This is a genomic window from Alteromonas sp. S015 (assembly GCF_036864485.1).
Classification (GTDB): domain Bacteria; phylum Pseudomonadota; class Gammaproteobacteria; order Enterobacterales; family Alteromonadaceae; genus Alteromonas.
In genome coordinates, this window is sequence record NZ_JAZETO010000010.1 from 100,437 (window position 1) to 120,630 (window position 20,194).

Below are 20,194 nucleotides of genomic sequence, written 5' to 3' on the forward strand. Positions count from 1 at the left end.
TGGTAGGTAAAATGAGCCCTCAGTAGATTAGACTCTGTACTTAAATTAGGTGCTAAAAATTAACGAATTTATGCGATTGTCCACCTCACTCCGACTTTCGCCATAGAAACACGTTAGGTGATGGCTATAAGCAGTGGTCCCGCGCAAAGTTTTTCCAGCAGTATCGCCTTTTTTTCCGCTACCATCTTGAGTCTAAAGTTATCTTATATGCATGGGTAAATGACGAGAAAAACAAACGTGCATATGGAAGTAAGACGGACGCTTACAGAGTTTTGGAGAAAATGGTGAAATCTGGTCTGTATTCTAAGGTTAGTCAGATACTGGCATGAAAACTTAGCTATCGAAAAAATTGATAAAGTCTCCCCTTTAGTTGACGTATCAACTAACGGGGAGACTTCTACTTAGCGCTAAACTACAAAATAAAACGCGAAAGATCTTCGTTATCCACCAAGGTTTCTAAGTGACTATTAACGTAGTCTGCGTCGATTACGAACGACTCACCGCTCTTTTCAGAGGCGTCAAACGAGATGTCTTCCATAAGGCGCTCAAGCACGGTGTGCAGACGGCGGGCACCAATATTTTCAGTGCGCTCATTCACCTGCCATGCAGCTTCGGCGATACGCTGAATACCAGAATCGTCGAAACTAATATCTACGCCTTCTGTCTTCATTAGCGCAATGTACTGGTGAGTTAATGACGCATTTGGCTCGGTAAGAATGCGCTTGAAGTCACCGACTTTAAGGGCAGATAGCTCAACGCGAATTGGAAGACGACCCTGAAGCTCTGGGATCAGATCCGACGGCTTACTCATTTGGAATGCGCCTGATGCAATAAACAAAATATGGTCTGTTTTAACCATGCCGTGTTTTGTCGATACCGTTGAACCTTCCACAAGCGGAAGAAGGTCGCGCTGAACACCTTCGCGAGATACATCAGCCGACGAATTGCCTTCGCGCTTACAAATTTTGTCAATTTCGTCGATAAACACAATACCGTGCTGCTCTACCGACTCAATGGCTTTTTCCTTCAAATCTTCTTGATTCACAAGGCGTGCCGCCTCTTCTTCAATAAGTAGTTTGAACGCTTCTTTAATTTTCAGCTTCTTCTTTTTCTTTTGCGAACCCGACAAATTCTGAAACATGCCTTGAAGCTGATTGGTCATTTCTTCCATACCTGGAGGTGCCATAATTTCTACGCCCACCTGTGGAAGTGCTACGTCAATTTCGATCTCTTTGTCGTCCAGCTCGCCTTGACGAAGCTTTTTACGAAATGCTTGGCGCGTGCCGCGATCTTCAACGTTTTCTTTATTGCCCCACGCATCTTCTGGTGGAGGGAGCAAGACGTCTAAAATGCGCTCTTCCGCTGCTTCTTCTGCGCGGAATTTCACTTTTTTCATTTCGTTTTCTTTCGTCATCTTCACCGCAATATCAGCAAGATCACGAATGATGGTCTCTACTTCTTTGCCTACATAGCCCACTTCGGTGAACTTTGTCGCTTCGACCTTAATGAACGGCGCATTAGCCAGCTTTGCTAAACGGCGTGCAATTTCAGTTTTACCCACACCTGTAGGGCCAATCATCAAAATATTTTTTGGTGTAACTTCTTGGCGCAACTCAGGTTCGAGCTGCATACGTCGCCAGCGGTTACGAAGTGCGATAGATACAGCACGCTTAGCATCTTGTTGACCGATAATATGACGGTCTAACTCGTGAACAATTTCTCTTGGTGTCATTTCAGACATGAATAAACCCTTTTCTAACAATGCTTGTTGCACTCGTACCCAAACGAAAGACAACAGGCAGATAACAGCATTCAGCTATTACTTAGTAATCTAATACATCAACCGTTTGGCTATGGTTAGTGAATACGCAAATATCACCCGCTATGGTCAACGCTTTTTCAGCGATTTCTTTGGCGCTAAGCTCTGTATTTTCCAGTAGTGCAGTAGCTGCGGCTTGTGCATAGTTACCACCAGAACCAATAGCGATAAGATCCTGTTCTGGCTGCACAACGTCACCGTTACCAGTAATAATGAATGATGCAGTTTCGTCGGCTACGGCAAGCAAGGCCTCGAGTTTGCGAAGTGCCCGATCGGTTCGCCAGTCTTTTGCAAGCTCTACTGCGGCTTTAGTTAAATGGCCTTGGTGAGCTTCCAGCTTTGCCTCAAAGCGTTCAAACAGCGTAAATGCGTCGGCGGTGCCGCCAGCAAAGCCCGCTAAAATCTTGTCGTGGTATAAACGACGCACTTTGCGCGCATTACCTTTCATTACGGTGTTGCCTAGTGATACCTGTCCGTCACCGGCCATTACCACTTGATTCCCACGTCGTACAGATACAATCGTTGTCACGTTAATTCCCCGTTTAGCTGGGCGCTGCTGCGCTATGTATGCAGTTTTTGCTCAACTAGGGCAGCAGCGTAATAATTCAATAACAAATAAGTGGGGGAAGGCTTTTTAATTTCAAGGGTATCGAATAATAAAGTGCGCCCAGACAACGCGAAGAGAAAGGCGTCGCCTTATTGTAAATACAATTAAATAAGCTAACCGAAACACGCAGACTCATGCCAGCGCTAGTTGTTGATACTTAATTGGAGATGTAGTGAAGTATCAGGGAAAAATTCAGCAGTGGAACCACGCGTGGAGTTTTAACTTTCTAGAGCCTAACGGGAGGGGTAGCCGCGCCTTTACCCGCGTGAAGCGGCAAATATATGCGCGTCACGAAAGTAGAAAAATGACAACAGTTGTTACAAATCAAAGTTGCCGCCTGATGGAATTTATCGCGTAATAATTGCATTTTAAAACTCATTCTTAGGTTTTCATTATGCAGCTTCAGCGCGCGGGTGGCCTGTCAGCCATTATTTGTGCCCTTACCTACCTTTTTGGTTTTGTGCTTTTTTTCGGCTTAATTCAACCGCCAGCCGATACCTCTGACATTGCTTATTTACAGTTTCTTGTCTCCCAGCGCGACACCTTCTTTTTAGGCTATGTAATAATTGGTATTGTGTTTAGCTTAGGTTTACTTTTACTGAATCAGTCGCTGCTAGCACTTTTTAAAGACCACTCCCCCATTGTTGCACGTTATAACAGCGCTATAGGACACATTTGGGCAACGCTTGTAATTGCCAGCACGTTTGTGTTTTTAGTCAGTCTTCCTTTTCTGGCTGATTACATCAACACCAGTGAAAACAACACAGTGGTCGTATTAAAAAGCATCAATGTGATAGTTGATGCACTAGGCGGAGGCATAGAGCTACTTGGCGCACTATGGGTATTGCTAATTAGCTACATGGGAATAAAGCACGGCATTTACGCTAAAGCGACCCATATACTTGGTTGTGCCGTGGGTATTGCAGGTGTTATCACCTTGTTTTCAGGGCTTTCTTTCTTTTCGGATAATGTACTTTTTGAAGCGTCTACCGCTATTTTCGGTTTGGGCCAAATAGTGTGGTTTATACTTATTGGCCTGCACATGACTAGAGCACCCCGTTAGAGACAACCCTGAGTGGAACGCAGCCAGCGCTCCACTCAGAGCCTTCTTTCAAAACGCGTTGTAACGACAGAAGTTACAAATTCCAATACCAAATTTGGCATGTGGCAATGTTCACTTTACGCAGACTATGCTTCGCTTTTTCAGCGTCTCTCTTAGACTCGTAAGGACCTAAAATAACGCGAAACCAATCACCGTTGCTGCCAGTGCTGTGTCTTATAAGCGCCTCTAAGCCTTGAAATGCGATTTTAGCTTTCATCTCTTCAGCCTGCGCACGGGTTCTAAACGACGCGCATTGCATTAAATAACGTTTATCCGACTTTTCCTGCTCTTTGACTTCAACTTCTACCTCATATCCAGGAAGGGTCTTAATATATTCCCATTCTTCCTCAGGCAATTCAGGCAACGACTCTTCTGTCGGCGCAACAGGTCGCGAGGCTTGTGTATCTACGTCGTCTTCTACGTTGTCTTTGATTGACCACAAAAATACGCCAAAGCCAATGACCAAAGCAAATACGCCAACAAGGCGCACAACTGGAAGCTTTCCAGTGACTGGGGCGTTTGATTGTGCGTTTCTGGCCGGTTTTCTGCCTTTACCAGCAGGCTTCTTTTTTTGAGGAGAGCGTCCACGAGAGACATAATCGCGTTGGGCCATAGTCGGCAATATTCCTACTTGTTATCGTTGTTTGTATGCGTAAGAAAACGTCATATACCAAATCTATATGAAGGAGCGAGGATCTCGCCACCGTCAAACGTGCAAAAATTTTAACGCATTGCTTCCCAACAAGCTAACTGAAATCGGTAGGATCAATATCTATTGACCACCTAACTTTCATAGCTTGTGGCAACGCCTGTAAAAATGGCAGCGCCAAACGTAGCGCATTGTGAAGCGGCGCACGTTTTTGATGGCTGCATACCAGCATAAAGCGAAAGCGGCCTTGCCGCTTTTCAATCAAACATGGAAACGGGCCATTTAGCTCAATAGCATGCTGCTGGTTAAATATATGTTTACTGTCTTGTAAAAAGCGATAGGCCAAACTGCTGTCGGTCGCTTCAGCGCGAATCACAAATTGGCTAATAAAAGGAGGCAGACCCGCTGCTTTTCGCTCCACTAGCGCGTGTCTGGCGAAATGTCCATAACCGTTATGCACCAAGTCTTGTAGCAAAGGGTGATGAGGATTATGGGTTTGAAGCCACATTTCACCAGGTTTACTGGCGCGCCCCGCTCTTCCAGCAAGTTGAGTAACAAGCTGAGCAAGCTTTTCTGGCGCTCTGAAATCGGCACTAAAAAGTGCTCCATCACAATCTAGCACCGCGACTAGTGTTACATGAGGAAAGTGGTGACCTTTTGATAGTATCTGAGTGCCCACCAGCAGCTGATACTCTTGGCGATTAATTGCATCAAGTGTCTGGTGCAGTTTGTCTTTACCCCGAACGGTATCGCTGTCTATTCGTACCTGTTTAACACCGGGAAATAAGCTGGCTAGCCCTTGCTCTACTTGCTCGGTCCCCGTACCCGCCGTAACTAATTCATTGTGATGGCACGCTTCGCAGTTTGAAGGCATTGAGCGCATACCGCCACAGTGATGACACTGTAATCGGTTCTGTGCTTTATGCACGGTATAAGGGCGGTCACAGCGCTTACACATGACGGTTTCACCGCAGTGATGGCACAGCAGCGCTGGTGCATAGCCTCTGCGATTCACAAACACCAATACCTGATTTCCCGCACTGATATGCTGGCGCATTATTGTTAACAAGCCTTGCGAAATACCGTAGTGAATGGGTTGGTCGCGCGCGTCCAACACATGCTGATGCGTGCTTTTCGCACCTCCCGCTCTCTTAGTTAACTGCAAATGGGCATAGCGACCGCTTAGCGCATTGTTAAGTGTTTCGAGTGCGGGCGTGGCGCTGCCTAGTAAAAGGGGAATATTATGCTGCTTGGCACGCATGGCTGCCAAGTCACGAGCATGATAGCGAAGCCCATCTTGCTGTTTAAAAGACTCGTCGTGCTCTTCATCCACAATCAACATGCCGGGATTGTGCAGTGGAGTAAAAATGGCTGATCGGGTACCTATGATAATACCGAGTTCACCAGCTTTTGCTCGCTGCCATACATGTAACCGATCCTTATCAGAAAGCTGAGAGTGTAAAACGCCAACAGCAATGCCAAAGCGCTTTTCAAAACGAGATACCGTTTGCGGCGTAAGCCCGATTTCTGGCACAAGGATAAGCACTTGCTTCCCGTCACGCAGTAAGGGTTCAATGGCTTGAAGATACACTTCCGTTTTACCGCTACCGGTCACCCCTTCAAGCAAGCTTACCGCGAAGTGGCCCTGCTGACGGTTTAGCGCGGCAATGGCTACCGACTGTTCAGTGTCTGGAGTTGGCTTTTCAGACAGCGATAACGAGGCAAGCCAACTGCCTGACTTAAATTCAGGTGCGACTTCTTCGATACTTGCCAATGACTTTTCGACAAGCGCTTTGACCGCAGGTGCACCATATTGCTTTCGCGCTTGCGACGCTAACAAAGCACCACCAGCCAGTGCAATAAAACAGGCTTGTTGTTTAGGCGCCCGCGATAACGCGTCTGCAGCCGTTTGTTTACCTTCTTCGGTAAGCATTAGCATATCTTGGGGTGTTGGCGCTGTTGACTCGCCTTTACGCAATAAAACAGGCAGCATAGCGTGCAGCACTTCTCCCGGCGCATGATGATAGTACTGCCACAGCCATTGAGCCATTTTCAGCAACACTTCATCTATAACGGGTCTATCGTCGAGTACCGACTCAATAGCTTTTAACTTGTCGGAATTTTCAATGTCGCTTTCAGTTTTTTCTAGGGTTTCAACCACTACACCCACGAGTTTGCGCGGGCCAAAAGGCACAATCACTCTTACACCCGCACTTAGTGCGTTATCGTGGGTATATGTGAAAAGTTGGCGCAGTGGCACTGGCACGGCAACTTGAATAAAGGCCATTGCGAACGTTCTACCTTATTTGACGACTGTTATAGCGCTTAATGCGCTTACAAAGCTTCTTATATTGAAACTAATTATACTGAAGCTACTTGCTGACCTATACGTTACAGCAGTTTGCGCTGCTAACAGCTAGCTACACATTTTGCTATTAGCGCATAATTTTACGATTAGCACATATGGGCCTAGCCTTGAAAGACAAATATTTAAACATACTTTACTGGTAAGCATAAAAGGAATGTTTTTTGTTTGGCCTTTTTATATGGCTATTTTGATTAGCTCTCTTGTTTAGCATTTGGCCAAAAACCGCTTGATCAAGCTTCTGCCATCCTTTATTATGCGCCGCTCTTTTGCGATAGGCTGTTCTTTGAACGACTTATCATTTGAATTAAGTAACGTATGGTGTGCGACTTCGGGTTGTATAGCGATACGGCCTTATTATGTGAGGTAACCCAATGAAACAAGATATCCACCCAAAATACGAAGAAATCACAGCAACTTGCTCATGTGGTAACGTAATGAACATCCGCTCTACGCTTGGTAAAGACATCAACCTAGACGTATGTTCTTCATGCCACCCTTTCTACACTGGTAAGCAACGTAACGTTGATACTGGTGGTCGTGTTGATCGCTTCAAGAAGCGTTTCGGTGCGTTGGGCAAAAAGTAAGCCTGATATCGAGCTCGAAAAAAGCGCCTTTATGGCGCTTTTTTATTGCTTAAAATTCACGCTTCACACAAACAAGGTAAACCAAACAGCGCTTTAACGCCGATATTCTGCATAAAACCACTATTTCGCCAATGTAGCTAACTTTTGTAACTAGCTTTGCGACATTCAGCTTCACGTGAAATCAGTGAAGGTTTTTAATGTTGGATAAATGCCTGTCCCAATTGCCGCCACTGACTTTTTTACATTGTTCTTCGCTATCAAAATAAATACCAACGGGTGCTGACTTAATTGACGCCAAAGCAATATTCACTTGGCTTATAAAGTCTATATCCCAATCATTAGTTAACGCCCGCTGCTTTTCCTGCTCTGTATTAAACACGGCAATTACCTGCGGCGCTCTCCAATGCCCTACGTGAGTTAGCCAAACAAATCCACTATTGTCAGATTTTACGCTTTCGCACACATCGGTTAGCACGGTTATTAGTTTTCTTTCTGTCATATCCTCGCCTTCTGCGCAATTTTGAGTGGCTTTCACAGGATTTTATCAGAAATATTGGATGGAGAATTAACGAAGTCACTCCCTGCGTTCTATTTTCCTGAGTTGGGTTTATGTCCAGTACATTTACGAGAACGTAGACCCTTTAGATACCTTTGTTTTCACCTCCTCACAATAGACATACGGAATGATCCAACAAGTCAAAATAAATAGCATGAATGGCAATTATAGCACCATTTTACTGGTCTAATTAGTATGCCTAACCTACATTGGTATATGAGAATTCTGATCAGATATGTACACAGTGATTGGCTGTGTTAGAGTTGCAAACGACACTTTGATAGTGAGCATTGATTCTGTGAATAATGCATTACTTTCAAGACGTGTAGCGCTTTTTGGGTACAGACTTTATGTGTAAACCTGAGGCTTGTACCCATTCAGGTATGTGAGCAAAATCAGTAAAGGTTAACGCCTAGTCTGCTTTTTTCTACATGCCACCTTAGGGCCTGTTGATGATTGCTAAACAATAAAGATCTACAAGCCCTAGTGCTAACAACTAATTATAATCACTTTTGTCATTACTTGATTGTAACGCGCTTACGTTTATCTACCTATAACTATAACGACAATAAAATAGCTACAGAGCGTGAACGAAAACACCGATGAACCCTACATCTAAGGATACCTTTTTACATGTCAGATTTTAGACAACGCGCACTCGACTATCATGCCAAACCCACACCTGGAAAAATCCGCGTAGAGTTATCTAAACCAGCCGATAGCGTCGACGACCTTGCTCTTGCCTATAGTCCGGGCGTTGCCGAGCCGGTCAGAGAAATCGCCGAAGATGCAGATAATGCCTATAAGTATACGGGTAAGGGTAACTTGGTTGCCGTTATCAGTAATGGAACCGCGATTTTAGGATTGGGTAATTTGGGCCCACTGGCATCGAAACCCGTTATGGAAGGCAAAGCGCTTCTATTTAAACGCTTTGCTGGTCTTGATGCCATTGATATTGAAGTCAAGCATCGTACCACCGAAGAGTTCATTAATACCGTGGCAAATATCGCCGACACCTTTGGCGGTATTAACTTAGAAGACATCAAAGCACCAGAGTGTTTTGAAATTGAACAAGAGCTCATAAAGCGCTGTAAAATTCCTGTATTTCATGATGACCAACACGGTACTGCTATTGTAACAGCAGCGGGCATGCTCAATGCCTTGGAAATTCAGGGTAAAAATATAGAAAACGCTAAAATAGTATGTATGGGTGCTGGCGCGGCGGCGGTTGCCTGTATGGAATTACTGATCAAATGCGGTGCCCAGCGCGAGCGTATTTATATGCTAGACAGGAAAGGCGTTATCCATACACGTCGCGAAGACTTAACTGAGCACAAAAAGTTATTTGCTAACAACACTGACAAACGCACACTTGAAGATGTGATGGAAGGTGCGGATATCTTTGTTGGTGTGTCTGGACCGGATGTTTTACCACCAGAAACACTGGCCTTGATGGCTGAAAACCCGATTGTATTTGCATGTTCTAACCCAGACCCTGAGATAAAGCCTGAACTTGCTCACGAAGTACGTAAAGATCTTATTATGGCTACCGGACGTTCGGACTACCCTAACCAGGTAAACAACGTACTGTGTTTCCCGTTTATTTTCCGTGGCGCACTAGATGTTCGTGCAACGGCCATCAACGATGAAATGAAAGTAGCGGCAGTAGAAGCCCTTCGTGCTATCACGAAAGAACCTGTACCAGAAGAAGTATTAGCTGCAAGTAAAAGTGACAGCCTGACATTTGGTAAGGAATACATTATTCCTAAACCTATGGATCCGCGTTTATGCGAGCGTATTGCTACCGCCGTATCTAAGGCTGCGATTGAATCTGGCGTTGCACGCGTGCCTGAAAGTCCAGAAGAATAGAGTTCTGGTGCACAAGGCTAAAAATGGTTGGGTTATGCTCAACCTTTATTTGCTAAAACGTGCGCTTAAAGAATACAGGTACATAAAAAACGGCCCTGTATTGTAGGTTATCAACTAGCAGTACCTTACAACTGCTAACTTACAAAACAGGGCCGTTTTCATTTGAATGCTAAATTTTAGTCGTCTTCCGACACGTCGTTTTCAAAGCTTGGGTCAATGCCCATTTCTTCCATAATGCGCCTGGCTTCAGCAGGCACGCGATTTGGGTTGTCTTTACGTAAGTCATCATCGTTAGGCAATGGTTGACCGGTAAACGCATGTAAAAATGCTTCACACAACAGTTCCGAATTAGTAGCGTGACGCAAATTATTGATTTGGCGGCGAGTACGCTCATCAGTAAGTGCTTTAAGCACATTAATTGGTATAGAGACAGTGACTTTCTTTACCTGCTCGCTTTTTTTGCCATGCTCTGCGTAGGGGTGAATATATTTACCGTTCCATTCTGCCATTATACTAACTCGGTCTACTCTTTTTTATGTTATGAAGAGAAATTCTAAACAAGTTCACGAAAAGGTCAATTGAGCAGTGTAAACCTCTTGACGTCTAGACATATATTCTTTAATTTAGACGTCTAAACGTCTATAAGAATACATTTTTGAGAGAATAAGCCATGGTTTCTTACGCACAAGGTATCGATGCATTGAACCAGTCCCTGTCGGAACTGCGTGACATTGATGTATCTTTTGAATTCTTTCCACCCCAAACGGAAGCCATGGAAAAGACTTTGTGGAAATCCGTCGAGCGTCTAGCACCTCTAAAACCAAGCTACATGTCAGTAACATATGGCGCGAATAGCGGTGAACGTGACAGAACCCACGACGTAGTTAAGCGCATTCAGCAGCAGACCGGTGTCGCAGCGGTGCCTCACTTGACCTGTGTTGATGCTAGCCGTGATGAACTAAAGCAAATTGCAAAAGACTACTGGGACTCAGGCATTCGTCGTATTGTTGCACTTCGTGGCGATTTACCGGCAGGAGTAGAAAAAACAGAGATGTATGCCTCTGATCTTGTTGCCTTGTTAAAAGACGTTGCCGATTTTGATATTTCTGTTGCTGCATACCCAGAGAAGCACCCTGAAGCGCCAAATGCACAGTTTGATTTGCTAAATTTAAAGCGCAAAGCAGAAGCCGGTGCCACAGAAGCGATAACCCAGTTCTTTTTCGATACGAGTGTTTTCCTTCGATTTAGAGACCGCGCTGCTGCAGCTGGTGTCGACTTAGATATCGTTCCAGGTATATTGCCGGTAACCAACTACCAAACACTTGTGAAATTTGCGGGGTTCACTAATGTTCATGTACCGGGATGGTTGCACAAAATGTTCGACGGCCTTGATGCCGACGACCAAGCCACCCGTAATTTAATAGGCGCTAACATTGCTATGGACCAAGTTAAAGTACTAGCTAAAGAAGGGGTAAAACACTTCCATTTCTATACCTTAAACCGCAGTGAATTAAGCTACGCCATCTGCCACATGCTGGGCGTGCGTTCGGGCGTTTAATAGATAACGGCAACCAAAAGCCCGCTAACGTTTTTAAATGAAGTACTCCTCAAAAGGCGCGGTCAATGCGCCTTTGTTGTTCAAAGCCTGCATTAAACTTTGCCACCAAGGCCGCCCGCAGTTACCATCAGGTATAACAAGTAATAAACTATCGATGCTGTATACCAGTCCGCATAGATAAGACTACGCTTTTTATCTTTTTCACGGTATCGTCAGGAGAAATTGAGTGGATTTAGACAAGGTTAAAACCTTATATAATAATGTTAGGCCTCAGATTAAAGAGCTCTTTAGCATCTTCATAAAACGTTGCAAAGAAGACAACATTACTATCTCTGCTGGGCACTTAGCCTATGTAACCTTGTTATCTTTGGTGCCCTTTATTATGGTGACTTTCACCATAATGTCAGCCTTTCCAGCCTTTGCATCCGTAAGAAGTAAGCTCGAGCATTTTGTTTTTAGCAACTTTGTTCCTACCGCCAGTGATGTGGTTCATAAATACATGAGCGATTTTGTCGGCAATGCTTCACAAATGAGTGCCATTGGGATTTTGTCACTGCTGGTCGTTGCATTAATGCTCATATCAAACGTAGATAAAACCCTGAATAGAATTTGGCGTACGCAAAGTGACAGACCGATTGTGTATACCTTTGCTATTTACTGGATGGTGATCACTCTTGGTCCTATGTTAATCGGCTCCAGTGTGGTGGTCAGTTCTTATTTGACTGGATTAGCGGCATTCACCGAAGAATACACACCAGGTCTTGGTACTTTCTTACTCAGCCTTGTACCAAGCGGCGCAGCCATGCTTGCATTCACCATTTTATACATGGTTGTGCCTAATAGAAGAGTATTTGCTCGTCACGCATTGGTTGGCGCCATCGTGGCAACCATCGCTTTTGAAATAACTAAGTCAGGCTTTGCGCTCTACGTAACGAACTTTCCTTCGTACGAACTTATTTACGGCGCGCTTGCGGTGGTACCCATTCTGTTTTTATGGGTGTATTTGTCGTGGATAATTGTGCTGTTTGGTGCTGAATTTACCTGCAGCCTAGGTGAAGCGTTTGAAAACCGAAAAGCAGAAAACGAACCCCGCAAAGTACCTCAAGAATAATCAGCCCTACAGGTTTAAAATAAAAAAGGGAGCTGCTCGCTCCCTTTCTATCTATTACTGCTTAAAAGCTAGTTTTTCATTGAAGAAATAAACGCATCAGACTCTGCAATAGCAGAATTCATTTGTCTGATAAGCTGAGCGACGTTGTTCTCGATAGTAGAGAGCTCGCCCTGCAGTGCGCCTATCGCGCTGGCATTTAAGTTGTGCTTCAAGTACAGCACATTATCTTGAAGCGCGCTTAATACCGGCGGCATTTTACTTTCCGCTTTGCGCATAGCCGTCATTAGTGAAGCGTAACGACGCTTAGTTTCGCGAAGCTTCGCCGCACTATCTCGCTTCAGCGATGCGTTCTCATACTTCTCTAGCTCTTCAGACCATTCATCGAATAAAGCCTCAGCTACACTTTCCACCTTGTCTATACGTGAACTCACTTCTTCCGAGGCGGCAACACTATCTTCGTACTGACCGTTTAATCGATTGTAAACATCTTCAAGCTCACCGCCATCAAATGCAACGGCCGCGCTGAATGCCTCCAGCGCCGAACTAAACTGCTCTTGTGCATCTTCTTGCGACTCTTTCGCGTTTTCAACGCGGTCTACTAAGATATCACGCTTTTCAACGCCAACCTTTTCCCATGCTGCGTAATATGCAGACTGACACCCACTAAGGGCAAGCATAGCAACAAATGCTGATGCAAGTAGCTTCATGCGGTTACTCCACCTCTAAAGCGCGCTGCGCTTATAATACTGATTAGATGCAAAATGGCACCTAATGGCCAGAATACGATAGCAAGAACGACGGTCGCAGCCAGGGCATAGCACACGCCTACGGTAATGAAATAGAACAGCGCGCCCAGTATTCTGCCTTGAACCAAATGACCTAAACCAGGAATAAAGAAGTTACAAATTGCGGCGATTACATTACCGCCCGATCCTTGACCTGCCATATAAACATCCTCGCATTTATGACTATAATATGATTAGCTAGCACGTAATGACACTTGTTCTATAGTATACACTTAAGATTTATCGCTTATTTTACAAGCATAAACAGCGTTGAAGCAGTCAGCACGCAACCGTTTGTATAACAATAAACTAAACTAAAACAGGCACTCACACAACGCGCAGAAACAAAATGAAACGACTTTACCCCGATGTTACCTACTATGAAAATGGATTTATCGAAGTGGGAAGTGGGCATTCGCTTTACTTCGAGCAAAGTGGTAATCCAAACGGCATCCCCGTGTTCTTTATTCACGGGGGCCCAGGTGCAGGCTTACCCCCTAATTACAAATGCTTTTTTGACAGCAATAAGTATCGCATTGTCGGCTATGAGCAACGTGGTTGCGGCCGCTCTACGCCTCTAGCTGACACGCTAAATAACGACACATGGTCGAATGTTGAAGATATCGAAGCATTACGTACACACCTTTCAATTCCAAAATTTCTTTTGTTTGGCGGTTCGTGGGGTTCAACACTCGCCCTGCTCTACGCGTTAAAGTACACGCCGCGAGTGACAGGGCTCATTCTACGTGGCGTATTTTTAGCTCGACAGGAAGACAGAGATTGGTTTTTATCGCCAAATGGCTGTGCAGCTCAGTTATTTCCCGAGTATTACCGGAAATTTACAAAAGATGTGCCTAAGCCTGTGACCTCTAATTCAGTGTGTGATTTCTATAGCGCAATGGTGCGTTCTAGCAATGATGTACTAAGACATTCAGCGCTTAAAAGATGGTACCAATGGGAAGAGAGACTTTCTCGTATAACGCTACCACCTGGTGTGGGTGACTCGACAACTAATTACCCTATGCAGCTGGTCACCTGTTTAGCCACATTGGAATGCCATTTCCTATCTAACCAATGCTTCCTAGATGAAAACTATATTCTTGAAAACATTAGCAAAATAAGTCATATTCCTGGAACAATTGTACATGGTCGTTACGACATGATCTGCAAAACAGAAGCGGCGGAGGCACTTCACAAAGCTTGGCCCCAGAGTCAGCTACAAATTATTCCCGACGCGGGGCACAGTACTTCCGAGCCTAGTATAGGTTACGCGCTCTGCCGTGCTACCCGCGACATGTCTCGCTTTATTCAGGAGTCGTCGAAGTGATAGGACTAATTCAACGCGTATCGGAAGCCAATGTCACCGTTGCCGGTAATGTTATCGGCGAAATTGGTAAAGGCATGCTGGTGCTCTTGGGTGTTGAGAAAGAAGACGGTGACGCGCAGATAGAGAAACTAGCAAATAAGCTCTGTCGATATCGCATGTTCAGTGACGAAGACGGAAAAATGAACCTAAATGTTGAGCAAGTGGGAGGCGAAATACTGGTGGTCTCTCAGTTCACACTCGTAGCCGATACGCAGAAAGGTAATCGTCCTGGTTTTTCACGCGGTGCATCGCCAGAACACGGCCAAGCCATTTATGAAAAATTCGTTCAGTCTCTGAAAGATAAAGGTATGGTGGTGGCCACCGGCGAGTTCGGTGCTGATATGCAAGTAGGCCTAATTAATGACGGCCCCGTCACCTTTCAATTTAGCGTTTAGCGGGTAAAATCGTACGCTTCGTCAGCATCCCAAACTTGCTTACATAATTAAGCTTGTACCGCATGTATTCTTACGTTTAAATACTCGTTCATTCATTTAAGAAGGCCGGTTTATTGTGTACAAGGTAGTCACACCAAAAAGCGATGCCGAGTTTGAAGCCTATTTTCATTTTCGGTGGGAACACTTACGCCAGCCATGGAATTTTCCTCCCGGCTCTGAAAAAGACGAATACGAGCAAGTCGCAGAGCACCGTATTATTACTAACAGAAATGGCGAAATTGTGGCTTGCGGCCGCGTGCATTTAAACACAGCTGAAGAGGCACAAATTCGCCATATTGCTGTTCACCCAGGCCATCAACGCAAGGGTTTAGGACAAATGATCATGGCCGCACTTGAAAACGTAGCGAAAGACCTGGGCGCCGAGCGTGCTGTAACTAACAGCCGCGAAATATCTATTGACTTTTTTAGCGCATGTGGCTTTGAAGTCGAGCGTGAAGCGCCTAACGAGCTAGGCATGCTTAAACGTCAACAAATGGTTAAGAAGTTCACCGAAAACAATACGTTAGTACTTCACCCTAAGTGGTGCAAATCACTGCAGGAAACATGGTCTGAGACCATTCCCATTACCGAGCACATGGGAATCAAACTTTACCAATACACAGGCCGCACACTTGAAACGCGTGCGTCATTAAACAAAAACATAAATATTCACGGCACTATGTTTGCGGGCAGCATTTTCTCTTTAGCTACGCTAACCGGCTGGGGCATGATTTACTTGCAGCTTAAAGAGCGGGGATTAGACGGGGATATTGTATTGGGCGATGGTGATATTCACTATCATAAGCCCATAACGATGAAGCCAAGGGCAATCTGTAATATTGAGACTTTGTCTGGAAAGTTTAAACCGTTAGAGAATGACAACAAAGCAAGGTTTGAATTGAGTGTGGCAATTTTAGACGGCGATACTCCTGTAGCGGAGTTTGAAGGTGTGTTCTACGTGCTTCCCCCTTCTAAAAGCGAAGAAGAGTAGCTTTACTAGTTAACGCCTGCCTTTAATATGTATTAAACGATGTTGATAACACACATGACCGTTTCGTCGCAGGATTAAAAGAGGCTCATCACCATTTTTATGAGTCGTCACTTACAATAAAAATCCACTCATAAAAAAAGCGCCGATAAGGCGCTTTTTTCGTAATTAAGCTATTTATAAGCTATGTACTGCGAGTACTAAGCGACCATGGCCGCTTGAAGTTTTTTCATCGCGTTCTTTTCAATTTGACGAACACGCTCGGCAGATACCTGATATTTGTCAGCCAAGTCTTGAAGCGTAATCTTGTTGTCTGCTAACCAGCGGGTTTCGATTATATCTTGGCTACGCTCATCTAGCGTTTTAATTGCTGAGTACAAGCGCTTGCTCGCTGCAGTATCCCAGTCGTTGTTAATCACGTCGGTTTCAACATCTGAAGATTTATCTTCTAAATATTGAACTGGCGCAAAATTGCCTGTTTCATCTTCGTCCGCAGTCAGGTCGAACGCTTGGTCTTGAGAACTCATACGCGCTTCCATTTGAAGCACTTCTTTTGTACTCACACCCAGTTCATTCGCTACAGTTTGTACTTCATCGTGCGTGAACCAACCAAGGCGCTTTTTCGCCTTACGCAGGTTAAAGAATAATTTGCGCTGCGCTTTGGTGGTCGCAACTTTTACTATTCTCCAGTTTTTAAGTACAAACTCATGAATTTCTGCTTTGATCCAATGTACCGCGAAAGAAACCAAACGCACGCCCACCGTTGGGTCGAAACGCTTAACGGCTTTCATCAGACCGATGTTGCCTTCTTGAATTAAGTCGGCTTGTGGTAAGCCATAACCTGAGTAAGATTTTGCAATGTGCACTACAAAACGAAGGTGTGACATTACCAGCTTACGAGCGGCTTGTAAGTCTTCGTCTTCGCGAAGGCGCACTGCCAACTCGCGCTCTTCCTCAGCGCTAAGCATATCAATGCTGCTTACAGCTTGAATGTAGCCTTCAATGCTACCGCTGTGTGGCACTGACAGGGCCATAGATTGCAAATTGTTGCTCATTGTTCACCTCATTTTTTGCCGCTTCATATTAGCAAAGTAACCGAAGCTGCGCGAGACCTAATTAAGATATGAAGTTTAACCAGTATGTAGGTATAGTGACTATTTCTACTATATCAAGACCTAGATTAAGAAAAAAAGTTCAATTTTAAAACTTGCGATCCATATGCGTATTTACTCAACACAAATACTACACCTAAGTTATCGGCTTCACATTGAATACCACGTTACTCTCAATAGTATGGTGGCGTCGGGTCGGTCATTTAACCACTAAATCATTATACTTTAATTACACACATCAATGTGAAAGCTAATCTCACTGGTATGAAATCCAACGCTTATTCATTTTTCAATTTTTACCTACTGCAAGCATCTTCCGCTATAACAGAAGTCATTAAATATGAAGCGAAAGCGCAGCGGCAATTACATAAACCTTATACGTCGTATCTTATATCTTGCTTTTCGCGGTAGAAACTGAAAATAATAGATTGAATTAATCGATTTTGCACTACAACCGCTGTACAGCATTTTCCAGACAACAATTACAGAAGACTGGAAGGGAAATACTTAAGGAAAGGAGTAAGGCAAGTAAATCAAAGAGGATCTTGATGTTTGCTTACGTCGCTAGACAGCCCATATTTGATGTAAACAGAGAAGTTTACGCCTATGAACTACTTTTTCGTGTTGGAGAAGACAATAGCTTTCCCGACATACCGCCTGACGAAGCAACCTCAAAAATTCTTACCTCAACCCATTTAAGTTTGGGTATTGAAGAGATTACCGGAAATAAGAAAGCCTTTATCAACTTTCACCGCGACACGCTGATGTTCCGGTTCCCCACCTCTTTAGATGCGAGCAAGGTAGTAATAGAGGTTGTAGAAACGGTAGACGTAGATGATGCACTGGTAGCCGCTTGCAAACATATTCGAGGTTTAGGTTACCCTATTGCCCTTGATGACTATGACATGAAAGGAAAATGGGAAGCGTTTATTCCATTTACCAGTATCGTCAAAATAGATATTACAGATATTTCTCACGAAAAAATTCCCGCACTTGTCGCACGCTTCAAATCGAACAAGATACAGTTGGTTGCAGAAAAAATTGAAACCTATGATGAGTTCAATAAATTCAAGGATATGGGGTTTGACTATTTCCAAGGCTACTTTTTAGCTAAACCCGAAATAGTCAGACACAGAAAGTTAGGGCCTAGCAGCCTGACCATGTTGGAGCTACTTTCCTTTAGTAGCCAAGCGAAGCTTAATTTCGATGAAGTCAACAGTATTATTGAACGGGATCCCTCTCTTACCTACTTACTCCTGCGCTTTATCAACAATCCGCTGGTCAACAAGCGGCATAAAATAACGTCGCTTAAACATGCATTAACCTTTATGGGTGAAATAGAAGTGAAGAAATTTATTTCACTGCTCGCCCTTGCCAATTTGAGCAATGGACAGCCTACTGAACTTCTGCAAATGGCACTTGTTCGCGCAAAGTTCTGTGAACTAATATACACCCAGATTAAAGATGGCGATGACCCTCTAAAAGGCTTTCTTACAGGTTTGCTTTCTTTGCTTGATGCTATGATGGAGCAGCGAATTGACGACTTAGTAAGCAAGGTTCCAATTAGTGACGATGTCAAAGGTGCTCTATGCGGCAGCCCGAATATCTTGCGCGACTGCCTAACGCTTTCACAATTTTTCGAACGGGCGACATGGTCGGGTATTCAGCAATTTGCGACAAAATACGATGTTAAACAAAACCTTCTGCACAGCTATTACAACGAAGCGTTAAAGTGGGCGAATTACATTCATTCGGCGGCCTTGAACGACAACTAAACTTACCGCTACTCCAATTGGAGTTAAATTATTAGTTGAATAGTTGTTAGATTACGCTTACATATCATAGACTAGGGTTAGTTCTTATTTTGCGAAACATCAAAGAACACTAAGCCCTAAGGTATGACTTAGCGCTAGCTAGGCCATAAAATATAACAATAAAAATAAACTTAACCGTGTTGTATCAGGAATAGATTATGTTCGCGTTTATAGCTCGCCAGCCTATTTTAGATAAAAGCAAAAGTGTTTTCGCCTATGAACTTCTGTTCAGAGACGGCAAGTCTGGCGCTTACCCGGAACATAATGAAGAGAAAGCCAAATATATTTCTGAGCATTTCCATCCACTTGGGCTTGATGATATTTGCGGTGAAAAAACGTCTTTTATTACGTTCTCGTCAGATACCCTTGTTTCGCGTTTCCCTACATCGCTTAATCCGGAGTCGGTAGTGGTTGAGCTTGCTGACCCAACCGACAACAACAGTGGCCTGTTCGAAGCCTGTCGTCACATAAAGCAACTTGGTTTTAAGCTGGCTATCGACGACCCAATGATGGTGGGCGCAAATCACGATATCTTTTCTCTTATCGATATTGTGAAAGTCGATGTCACCAAAACCCGTTTTGAAACTATCGAAAAGCACATTCCGCGCTATCACGATGCGAATGTACAACTAGTGGCGGAACAGGTTGATACACAAGATAATTTCTCAACGTGTGTAGATTTAGGTTTTGACTTCTTCCAAGGTTATTTTTTCTCACAGCCGGAAGCCCGTATTCTAAGACAGCTTCCTGCGTCTAAAATGAACATTGTCGACTTGATGGGCGAAAGCTCTAACAGTGACTTTGACATAGACCGCATCAGCCAAATTATAGAGCGAGATGCCACATTAAGCTTTTTATTGCTGAAGTTTATCAATAACCCCAACATTAATAAGCGATACAAAATTACGTCGTTGAAGCACGCGCTCAATTATATGGGTGAAGTAGAGATTAAGAAATTCATCGCATTGTTAAGTTTAACTAACTTAGGTGATAACAAGCCCCTAGAAATCATTCACATGTCTTTAGTGCGCGCTAAGTTTTTCGATTTACTTGCAGAGCGCAGAGGCCTTAAAAACAACCCGCCCATCTCTTTCTTGGTTGGTCTATTTTCGCTTCTTGAGGGTTTGCTCGATCAGTCTATGACGGACATTTTAAAGCAGTTACCGCTTTCAGATGAGGTTAACGATGCGCTACTTGGCAAGAACTTGGAGATGAACAGTTATATGACTTTGGTCCGCGCCTTTGAAAGCGCCCTTTGGATGAATGTCATAAAACAAGCCAAAATACTTAATATTGACCAGAAGCAGCTACATAAGTTGTATAACCAAGCCATTGTTTGGGGCAATGGAGTACGCAGCGCTATTTCCTCACACTACCCCCGCGCTATTGCTTAAATAAATAAGCGAAAACACGCGTTCACGCTTTAATTCACGTTATACAGTTCACCTATATGTGTTGTACTGTAGACGTGT

Annotated in this window: 19 protein-coding genes and 1 pseudogene; 11 read left to right on the top strand and 9 right to left on the bottom strand. The window is 44.1% G+C overall.

Annotated features, from left to right (window positions below; translation table 11 throughout):
* Nucleotides 1–80 precede the first annotated feature (80 nt).
* A pseudogene (locus V7R42_RS17810) lies at nt 81–329 on the top strand (type II toxin-antitoxin system YhaV family toxin); the annotation flags it as partial.
* Nucleotides 330–412: 83 nt separating this feature from the next.
* Here V7R42_RS17810 and hslU read toward each other — a convergent pair.
* Both hslU and hslV read right to left on the bottom strand, forming a co-directional pair.
* Nucleotides 413–1,741 (bottom strand): HslU--HslV peptidase ATPase subunit, encoded by a 1,329-nt coding sequence (gene hslU, locus V7R42_RS17815; RefSeq protein WP_071816131.1) that lies wholly within the window; start codon nt 1,739–1,741, stop codon nt 413–415.
* A gap of 82 nt (nt 1,742–1,823) precedes the next feature.
* Nucleotides 1,824–2,348 carry an ATP-dependent protease subunit HslV gene (gene hslV, locus V7R42_RS17820; protein WP_014950969.1) on the bottom strand — a complete coding sequence of 175 codons (525 nt, stop codon included), beginning with the start codon at nt 2,346–2,348 and terminating at the stop codon, nt 1,824–1,826.
* Between the two features lie 472 nt (nt 2,349–2,820).
* Here hslV and V7R42_RS17825 point away from each other — a divergent pair, with 472 nt between their 5' ends.
* On the top strand, nt 2,821–3,489 hold the full coding sequence (locus V7R42_RS17825; protein WP_334021728.1) for a hypothetical protein: 669 nt from the start codon (nt 2,821–2,823) through the stop codon (nt 3,487–3,489).
* A 73-nt stretch (nt 3,490–3,562) separates the two neighbouring features.
* Here the strand turns inward: V7R42_RS17825 and V7R42_RS17830 are convergent, their stop codons facing one another.
* Both V7R42_RS17830 and priA read right to left on the bottom strand, forming a co-directional pair.
* On the bottom strand, nt 3,563–4,141 hold the full coding sequence (locus V7R42_RS17830) for an SPOR domain-containing protein (RefSeq protein ID WP_334021730.1): 579 nt from the start codon (nt 4,139–4,141) through the stop codon (nt 3,563–3,565).
* A gap of 133 nt (nt 4,142–4,274) precedes the next feature.
* Nucleotides 4,275–6,464, bottom strand: a complete 2,190-nt coding sequence (gene priA, locus V7R42_RS17835) for a primosomal protein N' (RefSeq protein ID WP_334021733.1) — start codon at nt 6,462–6,464, stop codon at nt 4,275–4,277.
* A 452-nt stretch (nt 6,465–6,916) separates the two neighbouring features.
* On the opposite strand from priA, the gene rpmE reads away from it, so the two are divergent.
* Nucleotides 6,917–7,129: a 50S ribosomal protein L31 gene (gene rpmE, locus V7R42_RS17840; RefSeq protein ID WP_014950975.1), complete on the top strand. Its 213-nt coding sequence runs from the start codon at nt 6,917–6,919 to the stop codon at nt 7,127–7,129.
* A gap of 181 nt (nt 7,130–7,310) precedes the next feature.
* Here the strand turns inward: rpmE and V7R42_RS17845 are convergent, their stop codons facing one another.
* On the bottom strand, nt 7,311–7,628 hold the full coding sequence (locus tag V7R42_RS17845; RefSeq protein ID WP_334021737.1) for a hypothetical protein: 318 nt from the start codon (nt 7,626–7,628) through the stop codon (nt 7,311–7,313).
* A 690-nt stretch (nt 7,629–8,318) separates the two neighbouring features.
* Between V7R42_RS17845 and V7R42_RS17850 the strand changes: the two genes are divergently transcribed.
* Complete coding sequence (locus V7R42_RS17850; protein WP_136783401.1) at nt 8,319–9,554, top strand: malic enzyme-like NAD(P)-binding protein; 1,236 nt, start codon at nt 8,319–8,321, stop codon at nt 9,552–9,554.
* Nucleotides 9,555–9,730: 176 nt separating this feature from the next.
* Here V7R42_RS17850 and metJ read toward each other — a convergent pair whose 3' ends face one another.
* On the bottom strand, nt 9,731–10,063 hold the full coding sequence (metJ, locus tag V7R42_RS17855; protein WP_014950979.1) for a met regulon transcriptional regulator MetJ: 333 nt from the start codon (nt 10,061–10,063) through the stop codon (nt 9,731–9,733).
* 161 nt (nt 10,064–10,224) lie between these two features.
* Here metJ and metF point away from each other — a divergent pair, with 161 nt between their 5' ends.
* Together metF and V7R42_RS17865 are read left to right on the top strand one after the other, a co-directional pair.
* Nucleotides 10,225–11,112 (top strand): methylenetetrahydrofolate reductase, encoded by an 888-nt coding sequence (gene metF / locus V7R42_RS17860; RefSeq protein WP_334021740.1) that lies wholly within the window; start codon nt 10,225–10,227, stop codon nt 11,110–11,112.
* A gap of 226 nt (nt 11,113–11,338) precedes the next feature.
* Complete coding sequence (locus V7R42_RS17865) at nt 11,339–12,223, top strand: virulence factor BrkB family protein (protein ID WP_334021742.1); 885 nt, start codon at nt 11,339–11,341, stop codon at nt 12,221–12,223.
* A gap of 68 nt (nt 12,224–12,291) precedes the next feature.
* On the opposite strand, the gene V7R42_RS17870 is transcribed toward V7R42_RS17865, so the two are convergent.
* A complete protein-coding gene (locus V7R42_RS17870; protein WP_334021743.1) occupies nt 12,292–12,930 on the bottom strand; it encodes a DUF2959 domain-containing protein in 639 nt (212 codons plus the stop codon).
* Nucleotides 12,927–13,169, bottom strand: a complete 243-nt coding sequence (locus tag V7R42_RS17875; RefSeq protein WP_014950983.1) for a hypothetical protein — start codon at nt 13,167–13,169, stop codon at nt 12,927–12,929. Before V7R42_RS17875 ends, V7R42_RS17870 begins: the two co-directional genes overlap by 4 nt.
* A 188-nt stretch (nt 13,170–13,357) precedes the next feature.
* Between V7R42_RS17875 and pip the strand changes: the two genes are divergently transcribed.
* The 3 genes from pip (at nt 13,358) to V7R42_RS17890 (ending at nt 15,799) form a co-directional block, all read left to right on the top strand.
* A complete protein-coding gene (pip, locus tag V7R42_RS17880) occupies nt 13,358–14,335 on the top strand; it encodes a prolyl aminopeptidase (RefSeq protein WP_334021745.1) in 978 nt (325 codons plus the stop codon).
* A complete protein-coding gene (dtd, locus tag V7R42_RS17885) occupies nt 14,332–14,769 on the top strand; it encodes a D-aminoacyl-tRNA deacylase (RefSeq protein WP_334021747.1) in 438 nt (145 codons plus the stop codon). The genes pip and dtd overlap by 4 nt, the downstream gene beginning before the upstream one ends.
* A gap of 115 nt (nt 14,770–14,884) precedes the next feature.
* Entirely contained in the window at nt 14,885–15,799 is a 915-nt protein-coding gene (locus V7R42_RS17890) for a bifunctional GNAT family N-acetyltransferase/hotdog fold thioesterase (protein WP_334021748.1), read from the top strand.
* A 197-nt stretch (nt 15,800–15,996) separates the two neighbouring features.
* On the opposite strand, the gene rpoH is transcribed toward V7R42_RS17890, so the two are convergent.
* A complete protein-coding gene (gene rpoH / locus V7R42_RS17895) occupies nt 15,997–16,851 on the bottom strand; it encodes an RNA polymerase sigma factor RpoH (RefSeq protein WP_014950987.1) in 855 nt (284 codons plus the stop codon).
* Between the two features lie 605 nt (nt 16,852–17,456).
* Between rpoH and V7R42_RS17900 the strand changes: the two genes are divergently transcribed.
* Together V7R42_RS17900 and V7R42_RS17905 are read left to right on the top strand one after the other, a co-directional pair.
* Nucleotides 17,457–18,683 carry an EAL and HDOD domain-containing protein gene (locus V7R42_RS17900; protein ID WP_334021752.1) on the top strand — a complete coding sequence of 409 codons (1,227 nt, stop codon included), beginning with the start codon at nt 17,457–17,459 and terminating at the stop codon, nt 18,681–18,683.
* A gap of 197 nt (nt 18,684–18,880) precedes the next feature.
* The gene (locus V7R42_RS17905; RefSeq protein ID WP_334021753.1) at nt 18,881–20,116 is read left to right on the top strand and encodes an EAL and HDOD domain-containing protein; all 1,236 of its coding nucleotides are present in this window, start codon (nt 18,881–18,883) and stop codon (nt 20,114–20,116) included.
* Nucleotides 20,117–20,194: the final 78 nt, after the last annotated feature.